This window comes from Streptomyces sp. GLSS-08, from assembly GCF_056387915.1.
Map to the genome: position 1 here is coordinate 173,892 of NZ_JBWJAQ010000006.1, position 15,445 is coordinate 189,336.

Annotated in this window: 13 protein-coding genes; 3 read left to right on the forward strand and 10 right to left on the reverse strand. The window is 72.6% G+C overall.

Features of this window, described 5'->3' with window-relative positions:
* Nucleotides 1–11: 11 nt before the first annotated feature.
* The 5 genes from AC0ZLC_RS12930 to AC0ZLC_RS12950 are packed head-to-tail and all read right to left on the reverse strand — an operon-like array spanning nucleotide 12 to nucleotide 5,813.
* Complete coding sequence (locus AC0ZLC_RS12930) at nucleotides 12–926, reverse strand: DUF2510 domain-containing protein (protein WP_476752069.1); 915 nt, start codon at nucleotides 924–926, stop codon at nucleotides 12–14.
* A gap of 46 nt (nucleotides 927–972) precedes the next feature.
* Nucleotides 973–2,235 (reverse strand): HAD family hydrolase, encoded by a 1,263-nt coding sequence (locus AC0ZLC_RS12935; protein WP_476752070.1) that lies wholly within the window; start codon nucleotides 2,233–2,235, stop codon nucleotides 973–975.
* A 34-nt stretch (nucleotides 2,236–2,269) separates the two neighbouring features.
* On the reverse strand, nucleotides 2,270–3,052 hold the full coding sequence (locus tag AC0ZLC_RS12940; RefSeq protein WP_476752071.1) for a 3-oxoacyl-ACP reductase: 783 nt from the start codon (nucleotides 3,050–3,052) through the stop codon (nucleotides 2,270–2,272).
* Nucleotides 3,049–4,440, reverse strand: a complete 1,392-nt coding sequence (locus tag AC0ZLC_RS12945) for an aldehyde dehydrogenase family protein (protein WP_476752072.1) — start codon at nucleotides 4,438–4,440, stop codon at nucleotides 3,049–3,051. Before AC0ZLC_RS12945 ends, AC0ZLC_RS12940 begins: the two co-directional genes overlap by 4 nt.
* Nucleotides 4,441–4,448: 8 nt before the next feature.
* A complete protein-coding gene (locus AC0ZLC_RS12950; protein ID WP_476752073.1) occupies nucleotides 4,449–5,813 on the reverse strand; it encodes a glutamine synthetase family protein in 1,365 nt (454 codons plus the stop codon).
* A 76-nt stretch (nucleotides 5,814–5,889) separates the two neighbouring features.
* Between AC0ZLC_RS12950 and AC0ZLC_RS12955 the strand changes: the two genes are divergently transcribed.
* Nucleotides 5,890–6,636 carry a FadR/GntR family transcriptional regulator gene (locus tag AC0ZLC_RS12955; protein WP_476752074.1) on the forward strand — a complete coding sequence of 249 codons (747 nt, stop codon included), beginning with the start codon at nucleotides 5,890–5,892 and terminating at the stop codon, nucleotides 6,634–6,636.
* A 112-nt stretch (nucleotides 6,637–6,748) separates the two neighbouring features.
* Entirely contained in the window at nucleotides 6,749–7,429 is a 681-nt protein-coding gene (locus AC0ZLC_RS12960; protein ID WP_476752075.1) for a gamma-glutamyl-gamma-aminobutyrate hydrolase family protein, read from the forward strand.
* Nucleotides 7,430–7,438: 9 nt separating this feature from the next.
* Here AC0ZLC_RS12960 and AC0ZLC_RS12965 read toward each other — a convergent pair whose 3' ends face one another.
* Nucleotides 7,439–8,377 (reverse strand): LysR family transcriptional regulator, encoded by a 939-nt coding sequence (locus AC0ZLC_RS12965; RefSeq protein ID WP_476752076.1) that lies wholly within the window; start codon nucleotides 8,375–8,377, stop codon nucleotides 7,439–7,441.
* A gap of 96 nt (nucleotides 8,378–8,473) precedes the next feature.
* Here AC0ZLC_RS12965 and AC0ZLC_RS12970 point away from each other — a divergent pair, with 96 nt between their 5' ends.
* Complete coding sequence (locus tag AC0ZLC_RS12970) at nucleotides 8,474–9,634, forward strand: TDT family transporter (protein WP_476752077.1); 1,161 nt, start codon at nucleotides 8,474–8,476, stop codon at nucleotides 9,632–9,634.
* Here AC0ZLC_RS12970 and AC0ZLC_RS12975 read toward each other — a convergent pair.
* The 4 genes from AC0ZLC_RS12975 to AC0ZLC_RS12990 all read right to left on the reverse strand — a co-directional run bounded on the left by AC0ZLC_RS12975 (nucleotide 9,561) and on the right by AC0ZLC_RS12990 (nucleotide 15,340).
* The gene (locus tag AC0ZLC_RS12975) at nucleotides 9,561–10,415 is read right to left on the reverse strand and encodes a helical backbone metal receptor (RefSeq protein WP_476752078.1); all 855 of its coding nucleotides are present in this window, start codon (nucleotides 10,413–10,415) and stop codon (nucleotides 9,561–9,563) included. The genes AC0ZLC_RS12970 and AC0ZLC_RS12975 overlap by 74 nt on opposite strands.
* Before the next feature lie 58 nt (nucleotides 10,416–10,473).
* Nucleotides 10,474–11,052 (reverse strand): helix-turn-helix domain-containing protein, encoded by a 579-nt coding sequence (locus AC0ZLC_RS12980; RefSeq protein WP_476752079.1) that lies wholly within the window; start codon nucleotides 11,050–11,052, stop codon nucleotides 10,474–10,476.
* A gap of 591 nt (nucleotides 11,053–11,643) precedes the next feature.
* Entirely contained in the window at nucleotides 11,644–14,259 is a 2,616-nt protein-coding gene (locus tag AC0ZLC_RS12985; RefSeq protein ID WP_476752080.1) for an ABC transporter permease/substrate binding protein, read from the reverse strand.
* Entirely contained in the window at nucleotides 14,252–15,340 is a 1,089-nt protein-coding gene (locus tag AC0ZLC_RS12990; protein WP_476752081.1) for a quaternary amine ABC transporter ATP-binding protein, read from the reverse strand. The genes AC0ZLC_RS12985 and AC0ZLC_RS12990 overlap by 8 nt, the downstream gene beginning before the upstream one ends.
* Nucleotides 15,341–15,445 lie beyond the last annotated feature (105 nt).

Genomic DNA, 15,445 nt, shown 5'->3' on the forward strand with positions numbered 1-15,445 from the left:
GGCGGGGCCGGCTACCGGCCGGGCGGCCCGATGCTGCTGCCCACTCCCCCGCCCGTGTCCGCGTCCCCGACCGGACGGATCCCCTCGGTGATCCTGTCCATGTCGGACACGGGCGGCCCCCCGTCCCCGGCGTCGAAGGCGAAGCGGACGATGACCGGCGACTGGGAACCGACGCTGGAGGGGAAGGCGAGCGACTCGACGTAACCGCCGGGTCCCACCCCGGTCCTGACCCGCCAGCGCACGAAGTACCCGGCGCGGCCCCCGACGGCGACCGAGCCGGTCTTGACCAGCCGGTGCGAGGTGATGCCCCGGTAGGGACGGGCGTCGAGCAGGTCGCGGTCGTAGGCGCTGTTCGCCGCGTCCTCGATGTCGTTCTCGGCGAGCACCCTCGGGGACTTCTCGTCGTTGGCCGTGACCGTGCGGGAGGAGACCCTGCCGTGACGGCACAGGCCGGGGTCGCCGGGGCAGTCGTACGTCCCGGGTGTGGTCATGACGACGTCGTCCTCGGCCACGTTCTCCGCTCTCACCCAGCCGTCGGCCAACGGCAGCGTGATGCCGTTGAGTTCGTCCACGACGACGGACGGGTCCTCGGACGGGCGGCCGGAGGCCGAGGCGGTGACGGTCGGCCGGGGCGCGGGTGAGGAACTCCCGGGTGCGGTCCTCGTCTGCGTACGGTCGCCGTCGTCGTCCCGGTCGAGGAGCACGGCGCCCGTCACGACCGAGGCGACGAGGACGACCCCGGCCGCGGTGAGCGTGACGGCCTTCGCGCGCCCGGAGTCACCGGTGGCGGGCCGCGGCGGCGCCGGGGGCTCGAGGGCCGCCTCGGGCTGACGCCGGTGGCCGGTCCACGCGGTCCCGTCCCACCAGCGCTCGGTGAGCGGGTAGGACGGGTCGCGGTACCAGCCGGGCGGGGGCGTCTTGCTCATCCCGGCACTCTAGGACGTCACGCGAACACCAGTACACGGGGCGGGTTCAGTGGACGGTGTCCGGCTGGTCGGGCACGACCGAGCCGTCGGCACGCCGGACGGGTGCCCTGCTGCCGTCGGGAGCGTTGTACGCACCGGTAGAGCACGGGTAGGGGTCGGGCTTCGGCGGCAGCGGGTCGATGAACATCGGGTTCACCACCCAGCGCCCGTCGGCGTCGTCGTACGCCCGGCACATGATCTCGCTCTTGTTGCGGTTGAGGACGAGGTGCGCGCCGGTGGCGTCGGCCACGAAGGTGACGTCGGTGTCGGCGTCACCGCCGGCGATCGCGGGGCGGTGCCGCCGGTCCTGCCGGTCCCAGGCAGCGGCGCCCTCGACGCCGTAGATCTCCTGGTTGATCCAGCAGCGCTTGCCGTCGATGTAGGGGATGGCCTCTCCGCGGTTCACCGGTACGCCGCCGCAGCCCTGGTTCCGGGTGGTGATCCGGCCCCGCCGGTCGAGGACCGAACGGATGGCGAGGGTGTGCCGGGCGTCGATGCCGACACCTCGCGACCAGACCTCGGTCACGGGTTCGGAACCGGCGGAGACGATGTAGACGTCGAATCCGGCCCGCCGCAGGGTGCGGATCAGGTCGCGCTGCTGGTCGTAGTAGCGCACGTACGCCGGGACGGTGTGGGTGCCGAGGGTGCGGGTCGCGCCCACGGGTGCCGCCAGGGCCTCCGCGCGCGCCTCGCGGGCGTACGAGGAGAGTTCGGCGACGGTGTGCCCGGCGAACAGCCGGGGCACCCACGCGTACTGCGGGACGGTGCGCCGGTGGTTCCACTGCCCGGCGAAGGCGGCGGCGCCGCTCACCGTCCTGCCGTTCTCGCGGATCTCGAGGATCTCGTCGGTGCAGCGGGGACGGGTGGACGTCGGCAGGGGTGCGCCCACCGGCACGTCGGTGCCGCAGGCGCCGGTGAGGGCGGTGCCGGCCGCGTCCGTGAGCCACGCGCTGGTGTCCCGCCAGCTTCCCGGGCGCAGGATCCTGTCGTGCCGCAGGGCCCAGGAGATCGTCGCGTCGGTGACGTCATTCCTGGTGACGGTGTTGTCCCAGTCGAAGACGGCGACGGGACGGCCGCCGCGCCCGGCGCAGCTGCCGCGCTCGTCGACGACCTGCTGGAGGTGGGCGCGGTTGTCGCCGTACCAGTCGAGCCGCTGGGAGAGCCGCGGGCAGGGCGGACGCCGTCCGGGGGGTGCGGCGGTGGCGGCGGGCGCGGCCGCCAGGGCGGCGGCCGCGACCATGGTCCACGCGAGGACGTGTCGGTATCGCATGGAACGTGGACCGTACACCGGTCCGGCCACGGCACTAGAGAGGCGTGACGTACGCCCCCGAGATCCCGCCGTCGACCAGGAAGTCGGTGGCGTTCACGAACGAGGAGTCGTCGCTGGCGAGGAACGCGACCGCCGCGGCGATCTCGTCCGCCTCCGCGAAACGTCCGACCGGGATGTGCACGAGCCGGCGCGCGGCCCGCTCCGGGTCCTTGGCGAACAGTTCCCGCAGGAGCGGGGTGTTGACCGGGCCCGGGCACAGGGCGTTGACCCGGATGCCCTCGCGGGCGAACTGCACGCCCAGTTCACGGGACATGGCGAGGACGCCGCCCTTGGACGCGGTGTACGAGATCTGCGAGGTCGCCGCGCCCATCCGGGCCACGAAGGACGCCGTGTTGATGATGGATCCCTTGCCCTGGCGGCGCATGTAGGGGAGGGCGGCCTTGCAGCACAGGAAGACGGAGGTGAGGTTGACCTCCTGGACCCGCTTCCAGGCCTCCAGGCCGGTCTCCAGGATGGAGTCGTCGTCGGGCGGCGAGATGCCCGCGTTGTTGAAGGCGACGTCGACGGAGCCGTAGGTGTCGTGGGCCGCCTCGAACAGCGCCTCGACCTGGTCGGCGTCGGTGACGTCTACCTTCACGAAGATCCCGCCGGTCTCCTCGGCGGCCGCCCGGCCACGGGTCTCGTCCACGTCGCCGCAGACGACGTGGGCCCCCTCGGAGGCGAGCCGGCGTGCGGTGGCGAGGCCGATGCCGCTGCCGGCCCCGGTGACGACGGCGGTGCGGCCGACGAGACGGCGGCAGATGGGGTCTGGTGTCACTGTGCGGGGCCCTCCGTGCTGATGAAGACGTTCTTCGTCTCGGTGAAGGCGGTGAGCGCGTCGGGGCCGAGTTCACGGCCGATCCCCGACTGCTTGAATCCGCCGAAGGGGGTCCAGTAGCGGACGCTGGAGTGGGAGTTGACGGACAGGTTCCCGGCGCGGACGGCTCCGCAGACGCGCAGCGCCCGGCCGACGTCCCGCGTCCAGACGGACCCGGCGAGGCCGTACTCGGTGGCGTTGGCGAGGCGGATCGCGTCGGCCTCGTCCTCGAAGGGGAGGACGACTGCGACCGGTCCGAAGACCTCCTCGACGGCCACGCGGGCGTCCGGTGCGACGCCGGTGAGGACGGTGGGCGGGAACCAGAAGCCGGGTCCCTCGGGCGCCTTGCCGCGGATGCCGGGCGCGTCGTCGGACACGTACGAGCGCACGCGGTCCAGTTGGGCGCGGGAGATCAGCGGGCCCATCGCGGTCCGCTCGTCGGCCGGGTCACCGACGACGACGGACTCGATCGCGGGGGCGAGGAGTTCGAGGAAGCGGTCGTGGACGGAACGCTGGACGAGGATGCGGGTGCGGGCGCAGCAGTCCTGGCCGGAGTTGTCGAGGAAGGACATGGGGGTGGCGGCCGCGGCGGCCTCGATGTCGGCGTCGGCGAAGACGATGTTGGGGCTCTTGCCGCCGAGTTCGAGGGTGACGCGCTTGAGACGGGCGGCACCCTTCGCCCACACCTGTCTGCCCACGGCCGTCGATCCGGTGAAGACGATCTTGGCGACGTCCGGGTGTTCGACCAGGGCGTTGCCGGCGACGGGGCCCGCGCCGGGGAGGACCTGGAAGAGGTGCTCGGGGAGGCCTGCCTCCAGGGCGAGTTCGGCCAGGCGCAGGGATGTCAGCGGAGTGGTCTCGGCGGGTTTGAGGACGACCGCGTTGCCCGCGGCGAGGGCGGGTGCCGTGCCCCAGGCGGCGATGGGCATCGGGAAGTTCCACGGCGCGATGACGCCGACGACGCCGAGCGGTTCGAGGATCGTGACGTCGAGACCGCCGGGGACCGGGATCTGACGACCTGTCAGCCGTTCGACTCCCCCTGCCGCGTAGTCGAGGAGGTCGCGGACGTTGCCCGCCTCCCAGCGGGCGTTGCCGAGGAGGTGCCCGGCCTCGCGGACCTCCAGCCGGGCCAGCTCCTCCAGGTGTTCGTCGACGACGACGGCGAACCGGCGCAGGAGCCGGGCCCGTTCGCCGGGTGCGAGGGCGGCCCAGCGGGTCTGCGCCCGGGCCGCCCGGGCGACGGCCGCGTCGACGTCCTCGGCCGTGGCGGCCGGGACGGTGGCGACGGCCTCGCCCGTCGCGGGATCGAGGACTTGGAGCGTGTCTTCGCCGGTGCGGTGGTCGGACAAGGAAGGCCTCACATGCGTTCGAAGGAGCGGCGCAGCTCCCAGTCGGTCACCGCGGCGTCGAAGGCGTCCAGCTCGACGCGCGCCATGTTGCGGTAGTGCGCGACCACCTCGTCACCGAAGGCGGCGCGGGCGATGGGGCTGTTCTCCCAGAGTTCGGCGGCCTCGCGCAGGGTGGTGGGGACGTGCTCGTAGTCGCCGGCGTAGGCGTTGCCCGTGCACGCCTCCGGCAGCTCCAGCTCGTGCTCGATGCCGTACAGGCCGGCCGCGACGAGTCCGGCGACGGCCAGGTGCGGGTTGACGTCTCCGCCCGGCAGCCGGTTCTCGAACCGCAGGGAGCGGCCGTGACCGACGACGCGGAGGGCGCAGGTGCGGTTGTCGTGGCCCCAGGCGACGGCGGTCGGCGCGAAGGAGCCGGGCTGGAACCGCTTGTACGAGTTGATGTTGGGCGCGTAGAGCAGCGAGAAGTCCCTGAGCGCGGCCAGCTGACCGGCGAGGAAGTGCCGCATGACCTGCGACATGCCGCCGGGCCCGTCCCCGGCCATGACGCTGTCGCCGTTCTCGTCGGTGAGCGAGAGGTGGATGTGACAGGAGTTGCCCTCGCGCTCGTCGTACTTGGCCATGAAGGTGAGCGAGACGCCTTCCTGGGCGGCGATCTCCTTGGCCCCGGTCTTGTAGACGGCGTGCTGGTCGCAGGTGACGAGTGCCTCGTCGTACCTGAAGACGATCTCGTGCTGGCCGGGGTTGCACTCGCCCTTGGCCGACTCGACGGTCAGCCCCGCGGCCTGCATCTCGTTGCGGATGCGGCGCAGCAGCGGCTCGATCCGGCCGGTGCCGAGGACCGAGTAGTCGATGTTGTACTGGTTGGCGGGCGTCAGGCCCCGGTAGTGGGCGTTCCAGGCCTGCTCGTAGGTGTCCTTGAAGACGATGAACTCGAGTTCCGTACCGGCCTGCGCGGTGTAGCCGAGGGCGGCGAGCCGGTCGAGCTGGCGGCGCAGGATCTGGCGGGGAGCGGCCACCACGGGTGAGCCGTCGTTCCAGGCGAGGTCCGCGATGAGCAGGGCGGTGCCCTCGTTCCAGGGGACGCGCCGCAGGGTGCTCGGGTCGGGGTGCATGGCGAAGTCGCCGTAGCCCCGGTCCCAGGAGGACATGGTGTAGCCCTCGACGGTGTTCATCTCGGTGTCGACGGCGAGAAGGTAGTTGCAGCCCTCGGTGCCGTGCTGAAGGACCTCGTCGAGGAAGAAACGGGCGGCGAACCGCTTGCCCTGGAGCCGCCCCTGCATGTCGGGGAAGGCCAGGACGACCGTGTCGATCTCGCCGCCCGCGACGAGGGCGTGCAGTTCCTCGACCCGGAGCGGGGGTGTGCGGTCTGCCACGGGAAGTGCCTCCTTCGGTCCGCCGGAGCCATAAGGTATTGCCGAGAACCATTGCTTGGGAAGGGGGCACGACCGGATGCCGCAGACGGATCCCGGCGGTGACGCGGGCGGTTCCCGGGACCGGCTGACACCGGTCCTGCGGCCGGTGCGCGCGGGCAACGGCTTCGAGGAGGCGCTCGAACAGATCCTCCAGGTCGTCCGGCTCGGCCTGGTGCCGGCCGGCGGGCGGCTGCCCGCGGAGCGGGAACTGGCGGAGCGGCTGGGCATCAGCCGGGTGACGCTGCGCGAGGTGCTGAAGGTGCTCCAGGACGAGGGGCTGGTGGAGTCCCGGCGGGGCCGCTACGGCGGCACGTTCGTACGGCCGAGGACCGACGCGGGCGGCCAGGACGAACTGCGCCGCCGCAGCCGGGCGGTCGACATCGAGGACGTCCTGCGGTTCCGCGAGGTCCTGGAGGTGGGCGCGGCCGGGCTGTGCGCCGCCCACGGCCTCACCCCGGAGCAGGCGGCCCGGCTGCGCGACGCGCTGGCCGCCACGCACGACGCCCCGCTGACGCAGTACCGGCGCCTGGACACCCTGCTGCACCTCACGCTCGCCGAGCTGTGCGGGTCGCCCTCGCTCGCGGCCCGGTACGCGGCCGTGCGGGCCGGTCTCAACGACCTGCTCGACTGCATCCCCCTGCTGGTACGAAACCTGGAGCACTCGCAGCGCCAGCACATCGCCCTGGTCGAGGCCGTCCTCGACGGGGACGCGGACGGGGCGCGGGAGATGACGCGCGAGCACTGCGCGGGGACGGCGGCGCTGCTGCGCGGATTCCTCACGTGACCCGCCGGCCTCCTCGGGGGGAGGTTGCATTGTCCCGGCCGTCCCGCAAAGGTATGAACGTGCTCCATTGAATCCCGGAGTGGGGACGCACCACGGCACGAGGAGGCGCGGCGTGAACAGACCGCTGATCGGCGTGAGCACGTACTACGAGCCCGAGGTCCGCTGGGGCGTCTGGACCCTCGACGCGGTGCTGCTGCCGGCCGGCTATCCCCGGCTGGTGCAGCGGGCCGGCGGACTCGCCGTCATGCTGCCGCCGGACGATCCCTCGCACGCGGCCGGTGCCGTGGCCCGGCTGGACGGCCTGGTCGTGGCGGGCGGCCCGGACGTCGACCCCGCGCGGTACGGCGCCGAGCGCTCCCCGCGGACGGGCCCGCCCGCACCGGAGCGGGACGCCTGGGAACTCGCCCTGATCCGGGCCGCACTGGCGTCCGGGACACCGCTGCTCGGGATCTGCCGCGGGATGCAGCTACTGAACGTCGCGCTCGGCGGCACCCTCGTGCAGCACCTCGAAGGGCACGTGAAGGACGTCGGCGTCTTCGGGGAGCACGACGTGCGGCCGGTGCCGGGAACCCGCTACGCACGGGCGGTGCCGGAGCCCACCGCCGTACCGGCGTACCACCATCAGGCGGTGGAGCGCCTGGGCGAGGGACTGGTCGCCTCGGCCCACGCGACGGACGGGACCGTCGAGGCGGTCGAACTCCCCGGCGGTCCCTGGGTGCTGGGAGTGCAGTGGCATCCCGAGATGGGCGAGGACCCCCGCGTCGTGCGGACCCTGGTGCGAGCCGCCTCCTGAGCCCCTCGGTCAGCCGCGGCTGCGGGTTAGGGTGAGCAGGTCCCTCGCCGGGCCGGTCGGGCGGTGGCCCGTGGGCCAGACCGCGCGGAGGGACCGGTGGAGCCGGACGTCGGCGAGCGGGATGCCGACCAGGCGGTGGGAGGAGAGTTCCTCACCGAGGGCGAGTTCGCTCAGGACGGCGGGGCCCGCGCCGCTCACCGCGGCGGCCTTGACCGCCGTCGTCGAGGACAGTTCGAGCAGCGGGAGGGCCAGACCGCCCAGGGCGACGTCGAGGACCTGCCGGGTGCCCGAGCCCGTCTCGCGGAGGATGAGGGGCGTCGCGGCCAGCTCGGCCGCGGCGAGCGGGGCCCGCCGCCGCGCCCAGGGATGACCGGGAGCGACCACGACGATCAGGTCGTCGTGGGCGATCACCACCGAGTCAAGCCCGGCGGGCGCCGACAGGCCCTCCACGAACCCGAGGTCCGCCTCGTCGGCCAGCAGCCGTTCGGCGACCGCCGCGGAGTTGCCCGCCAGCAGGGACACCGCCGTGCCGGGGCGCTGGGCGCGCAGCGCGATCAGCCAGCCCGGCAGCAGGTACTCGGCGATCGTCATGCTCGCCGCGACCCGCAGCCGTGAGTCACGGCGGCCCCGCAGCGCCTGCGCGCCCGCGTCGAACGCCTCCGCGGCCTCCACGATCCGCCGCGCCCAGTCGGTGACCAGGACCCCGGCGTCGGTGAGCCGGGAGCCGCGCGGGGAACGGTCCACCAGGGCCACCCCCAGCTGCCGTTCCATGGAGCGGATCCGGCTGCTGGCCGCCGGCTGGGTGATGCCCAGCTCCCGGGCGGCCCGCCCGAGGCTCCCGAGCCGGGCCACGGCCAGCAGCAGCTCCAACGCGCCGAGGTCGGGCACCCGGTGCGCGATCCCCGCCGGCTGCCCCGCTCCGCCCGCGGGCTCCGGATTCTCAGTCACCGCGACCACGACCACACCATGCCCATAAGCCCAGCTTATGCCCTCATAGAGCCATACTCCCTGGTGGGGGCCCGGCCGGGGCGGGACCGTGGCCATATGGTCACCGCAGCCCAGCCCCTCGCGCCCCCCGGCACCCGGGCCCGCCGTCCCCACGCAGCCCTCCGGCACCTCGGCCCGAACTGGTACGCCGGCGTGATGGGTACGGCGATCATGGCGACGGCGGGAGCGGGACTCCCCGGGGACGTTCCCGGGCTGTCCACCGTGTGCGCGGCCGTCTGGGCCCTCGCGCTGACCCTGCTCGCCGTGCTGCTCGGCGCCCGGACCCTGCACTGGGCGCACCACCGCGACCAGGCCCGCGCCCACCTCCTCGACCCCGGTGTCGCGCCCTTCTACGGCTGCCTCGCGATGGCCCTGGTCGCCGTCGGGGGCGGCGCGCTCGTCGTGGGCGAGGCCTGGATCGGGACCCGCGCGGCGCTCGCCCTGGACGCCGTGCTGTTCACCGCCGGTACGGCCGTCGCGCTGACCGCGGCCGTGGCCGTGCCGTACCTCCTGGTGACCCGGCCCCCGGCGGGGACCGGGGCGGCCACGCCCGTGTGGCTGCTGCCCGTGGTCGCGCCGATGGTGTCCGCCGCCGCGGGTCCCCTCCTCGTCCCGCACCTTCCGCCCGGGCAGCCCCGGGAGAGCCTGCTGCTCGCCTGTGTCGCGATGTTCGGGCTGAGCCTGCTGGCCACCGCGCTGATGCTCCCCGTGATCTTCGCGCGGCTGCTCACCTCGGGCCCGCTCCCGCCCGCCCTGACCCCGGCCCTGTTCCTGGTCCTCGGCCCGCTCGGCCAGTCCACGACGGCCACCGACAAGTTCGCGCGGTACGCCCCCGGTGTCGTCCCCGGCCCGTACGCGCAGGGCTTCGAGGTCCTCGCCCTCCTGTACGGCGTGCCGGTCATGGGCTTCGCGCTGCTGTGGCTCGGCCTGGCCGGCGCGATGGTGCTGCGGGCCCGGCGCCGGGGCATGGGGTTCACGATGACCTGGTGGGCGTTCACGTTCCCGGTGGGCACCTGTGTCACGGGCGCCGAGGGGCTCGCGCGACGCACCGGGCTCGCCGCGTTCGACGGTCTGGCGGTCGTCCTGTACGCGGTGCTCGTGGCGGCCTGGGCGGTGGCCGCCGTCCGTACGGGCCGTGGTCTGCTCAGCGGCGAGCTGCTCGCAGCGCCTCGCCGAGGACCCGCGGTGCCTCCACCAGTGACGGCCCGTACCAGGTGAGATGCCGTCCGCAGACGAGCGCGCAGGGCGTCCCGGCGAACGCCTCGGGTCCGTCCCCGGCCGTGAAGCGGTAGGGCTCGTCGGGCAGCACCACGAGACCGGGTGCCGCGGCCCGCAGTTCCTCCAGGGGTACGCGCGGATAGCGTTCCGGGTGCGCCGCGTACAGGTTGTCCACGCCCAGCCGGGCCAGCACGTCCCCGGCGAAGGTGTCCCGGCCGAGCACCATCCAGGGCCGCCGCCAGACCGGCACGACGGCGGTCGTACGAGGAACGGGGTCGGCACCGGTCGTGCCGTGGGCGGGTGGGACGGCGGTCGCACACCCGAAAGGGCCGGGAGCGCCGCCCGGTACGGGCTCGGGAGCGCCGGGGGTGTGCGGAGCGGCCGGCCCCGGCAGCGCGGACCACGCCGCCTCGGCCTCGTCGAGCCAGCGCGGGCGCCGTGGCGCCCCGCACGCCCGAAGCACCCGGTCCAGCTCGCGGAAGGCTCCCGGCACGTCCCGTACCTCGGTGACCAGGACCTCGACGCCCGCCGCGCGCAGGGCCGACAGGTCGGGCGCGCGGTTCTCCTCCTCGTTGGCGACGACCAGGTCGGGGGCGAGCCGCAGGATCGCGTCGACATCGGGGTTCTTGGTGCCGCCGATCCGGGGGACGTCGAGGTCCGCGGGGTGGCTGCACCAGTCGGTGGCGCCGACCAGGACGCCGGGCAGCGTCACCGCCACGGCCTCCGTCAGCGAGGGCACCAGCGAGACCACCCGTCGCGCCGTGCCGGGCGGACCGCTCATCCCGGCGCCCTTCGGCCGTGGTCGCAGAACGGGAGGACGGCGGAGGTGAGCGGCCGGGTCAGCGGCCACCGAAGGCGTGCCGGTCCTCCACGGCGTCGATGTGGTCGGCGACGGCGACCACGACGACCCGCGTGTCCGGTACGGTCGCGCGCCACCGGTGCCGCACCCCGCCCGTCAGGTACAGCGTGTCGCCGCACCCGAGGCGATGGGCGCGGCCCTCCGCCTCGACCTCGACGGCACCGTCCGCGACGTACATCAACTGGTCGTTGCGGTGCTGGAGTTCGCGGCCCGCGTCGTGGTCACCGGTGAACTCCGTGGCGTGCAGCTGGTGGTGCCCTCGCACCAGGGGGCGCACCTGGGCCTCGGGGGTGGTCTCCGTGCCGTCGGCGCGCACCACGTCGACGCTGCACGCCGGGTCGGCCGCGGCGAGCAGTTCACCCGCGGTGGTGTCGAGGGCGACGGCGACCCGCTCCAGGGAGCGTCTGCTGGGCCGGGCCCGCTCGTTTTCGACCTGGCTCAGGAAGGGCACCGACAGGCCGCTGCGCTCGGCCACGACGGCGAGGGTGAGCTCCAGTGCCCGGCGCCGCCGCCGGACGGCCGCGCCCACCCGCAGGGGCTGTTCTTTGTGGTCGCCCATAGCTCCGGCTCCCTCCCTCGCTCGTCGGTCCGCTGATCCCGGCCGCTTCTTCACCGCGCTGCGGCTGATGAGTTCTCTGCACCCTACGCATGTTCGGCAAACCGTTTCACGCGGCCGTCACATCGGTGTCATCTCGTGGGACCGCCGGGGTTGCAGTTCGCGCCAGCAGACGCGTTCTCCGGCCCCGCCCGGCACGGCCTCCTCCCGTGGGACGAAAGCGCTGACCAACTGTGCCGGACGGCCCGCCGGGGCCGCGATGAGGGCCGCCGGGAGGTTTCGTCCGGCAGCCGCTTACGGCGATGTGGTTGGCCGGATCCTTTTCGTGGACGAGGACGTCACCGCCGCGGCCGTCCCCCCGGCGAGCGCGGCACGCGGTCACGGGCGGGGTCACCGGGTCGCGAGTGGGGCGGAGCCGAGCATACGGAGACCGGGGCGCCACGGGAACGGCACGAGGGGTGGGCTCCGCCGCGGCGGAGCGGCTCGCGTGCGGTGCGGCGGAGCCCACCCCTCGGCGGGACCGGCTCGGATGCCCCTGGGCGGGGACGGGCGGATCCGCCCCTCGGCGGGACCGGCCCCCCGATGATTTCCCGACTACTGCGGAGTCATCCGCTCCACCATGTCCGGGTGCTCCTTCAGCCACGCGGCGACGGCGTCCTCCTCATGCCCCTGGCCGCGCTTCTTGATCTCACTCTCCAGGCTGCCGAGCTCGTCCTCGCTCATCCTGAAGTTCTTGATCCACTTGGTGAGCTGCGGATACCGCTGCGGGAACCTCTTGGCGGCGATGGTGCGGATGGTGTTGCCCTCACCGAAGAGCTTCTTGTCGTCCTTCAGCTTGGTGAGGCCGTACTCGCTGTAGGCCCAGTGCGGGGACCACAGGACGACGGCGACCGGCTCCTTCCTGGCGTACGCGCGCCTCAGCTCGGCCAGCATGGCGGGGGTGGAGCCGTCGACGACCTTGTACTCCTTGTCCAGGCCGTAGCCCGGCAGGACCTTCTTCTTGAGCAGGTTCATCTCGCCGGTGCCCGGCTCGATGCCGATGATCTTCCCGTCGAAGGTGCCGGCCTTGCCCTTGAGATCCGCCAGGGACTCGACGCCCTTGACGTACGAGGGCACCGCGACCTCCAGTGACGTCGGCTTGTACCAGGTGCCCAGGTCCTTCAGGTCGTTCTTGTGCTTGTCCCAGTAGTTCTTCTGCGCGTACGGCAGCCACGCGTCGAAGTTGACGTCGAGGTCGTCGCTCGCGAGTCCCGTGTACACCGGGCCGACGTCCATCTGCTTGAGGTTCAGCGTGTAGCCGCGCCGGGCCAGGACGTTCTTCCAGAGGTAGGTGACAGCGACGTCCTCGTCCCAGGGGAACCAGGCGACGTTCACGTCACGCCTGGCCTCCGCCGGGGCGGCCGACGCCCTCTTGACCGGCGCCACCTTGTCGACGACACCGGGGTTGCGCTTCAGCCAGGCCCGCACGGCGTCCTGCTGCGCGCCCTTGCCCGCCTTGTTGATCTCCGCCTCGAGACCGGTGAGCTGCTTCTCGGTCATCCGGAAGTTCTTGAGCCACTTCCCGACGACCGGGTTGTCCTCGGCGAAGCCCTTGCGGGAGAGCGTGTGCACGCCGTCGCCCTTGCCCCAGGCACCCTTCGGGTCCTTGAGCTTCTTCAACCCGTAGTCGCTGTACGCCCAGTGCGGCGACCACAGCGTGACGACGACGGGCTTCTTCTCGGCGTACGCGCGCTTCAGCTCGGCCAGCATGGCGGGCGTGGAGCTGTCGACGACCTTGTACTCCTTGTCGAGCCCGTACTCCTTGAGCACCTTGCTCTTGAGCAGGCCCATCATCCCGGCGCTGGACTCGATGCCGGTGATCTTGCCGCCGAACTCGTCCGCCCGGCCCTTGAGGTCCGCCAGGGAGTCGACGCCTTTCAGGTAGGAGGGCACGCTCAGCTCCAGGGACGTCGGGCCGTACCAGGAGCCCAGGTCGTCCAGCTGCTTGCCGTACTTCTTCCAGTACTGCTCGTGCGTGGTCGGCAGCCAGGCGTCGGTCTGGAAGTCGACGCTGCCCTGCGCGAGGGAGGTGTAGAGCGGGCCGGCGTCGAACTGCCTGGTGTCCACCTCGAAGCCGCGCTCCTCGAGGATCTCCTTCCACAGGAAGGTGGAGGCGACCCCCTCGTCCCACGGGATGTAACCGATGGTGACCTTCTTGCCATGGCCGACGTTCTCGCCGTCGGACGCGGCGGTGGTGCCGTCCTCTCCACCGCCGAAGACGCCCATGCCCCCGGCGACCAGCGCGAGCACGACCACGCCGATGACGGCCACGGCCGGACGGGGACGGTAGGACCAGATCGTCAGCCCCTGCGCGGCCCGCACCTTGGCGGCGGCGCGGCGGCCGAGCGGGGACACCTGGGTGCCGAGCGCGCTGGTCATGCGGTCCAGGTAGATCGCGAGGATGACGATGGCGACACCGGCCTCGGAGCCGAGGCCCACGTTCAGCTGGCCGATGGCCTCGTTCACGTCGCCGCCGAGACCGCCGGTGCCGACCATGCCCGCGATGGCGGCCATGGACAGGCCCAGCATGATGACCTGGTTGACGCCGGCCATGACCGTGGGCAGCGCCAGCGGCAGCTGGATGCGCAGCAGCGTGTTGCCGGGTGTGGTGCCGAACGCGTCGGCGGCCTCGACCAGTTCCCTGTCGACCTGGCGGATGCCGAGTTCCGTCATCCGCACGCCGGGTGCCAGCGCGAAGATCAGGGTGGCCACGATGCCCGCGGGGGCTCCGGTGCCGAAGAAGAGGATCGCCGGGATGAGGTAGATCATCGCGGGCAGCGTCTGCATGAAGTCCAGGACCGGGCGGACCAGTCCGCTGACCCGGTCGGAGCGCGCCGCCCAGATGCCCACCGGCACCGAGATCACCAGCGCGATGAGCGTGGCGACGAGGACGAGCGAGAGGGTCACCATCGCGTCCTCCCACAGTTCGAGGGAGTCGATGAAGGCGAATCCCAGGAAGGTGAGGACACCGGCGGAGGTGCCGCGCAGCCAGAAGGCGATCACCGCGAAGATGCCGGCGAGGAGGAGCGGTTCGGGGGCCTGGAGGACGGCGTCGATGCCGTCGAAGGCGCCCAGGAAGACGGTCTTGAGGAAGTCGAAGAGCCACGCCATGTGGTTCAGCAGCCAGTCGACCGTGTCGTTGACCCAGTCGCCGAAGGGGATCCTAGGCACCGGCCTGCACCGCCTCGACGCTCCGGTCGCGCGGCGTGCCGCAGGCCGCGGGTTCGCCCTGCTCGTCGCCGAGGAAGGCGACGAGCCGCTGCCGGGGGACGACGCCGACGAGCTCGCGGTGCTCGTCGAGCACCGCGACGGGATGCGTCAACCGGGCACTGATGGCGCACAGTTCGGTGAACGGGGTGTCGGGGGCGGCGGTCTCGCAGGAGCAGTCCGCCTCGTCGCCGCGTACGTCCGTGTCCATGACGGACTCCGCGGTGAGGACCCGGGAGCGGTCCACGTCCTGGGTGAAGGAGGCGACGTAGTCGTTCGCGGGGCGCACCAGGATGTCCTCGGCGGTGCCGATCTGGACGATGCGGCCGTCGCGCATGACGGCGATCCGGTCGCCCAGCCGCATGGCCTCGTTGAGGTCGTGCGTGATGAAGACGATGGTCTTCTTCAGCTTCCTCTGAAGCTCGATCAGCTGGTCCTGCATGTCACGGCGGATCAGCGGGTCGAGAGCGCTGAACGACTCGTCCATCAGCAGCAGATCGGCGTCGGTGGCGAGCGCGCGGGCCAGGCCCACGCGCTGCTGCATGCCGCCCGACAGCTCGTCGGGCCAGGACTTCTCCCAGCCGCCCAAACCGACCAGTTCGAGCGCTTGTGCGGCCCGCTTCCTGCGCTCGGCACCCGGCACGCCCTGGACCTCCAGGCCGTAGGCGGCGTTCTCGCGGACGCTGCGGTGCGGGAAGAGCGCGAAGTGCTGGAAGACCATGCTGATCTTCTTCGAACGGACCTCGCGCAGCGCCCGGGGGCTCAGTGCCGTCAGGTCCTGCCCGTCGAAGCGCACGTGTCCCGCGGTCGGCTCCAGCAACCCGTTGAGCATGCGCAGCAGCGTGGACTTGCCCGACCCGGACAGGCCCATGACCACGAAGATCTGGCCCGGTTCCACCGTGAACGACGCGTCGATCACCGCCGCGGTGGTGCCGCCCTCGCGCAGTTCGTCGCGGTCGGCTCCGGCCCGGAGCCGTTCCACCGCGTCTTCGGGTCGTCTGCCGAACACCTTGTACAGATGTTCCGCTTCTAGCCTGGATGCCACGGGCGCCTCTCGTCTTGGAACCAAGACGGCCCGCCTCCCCCGCCGCGGGCCGTGGAGCGAGGCGGGTTCTGCCCGCTCGGCCGGACGGCATTCGTCGCAAGATGT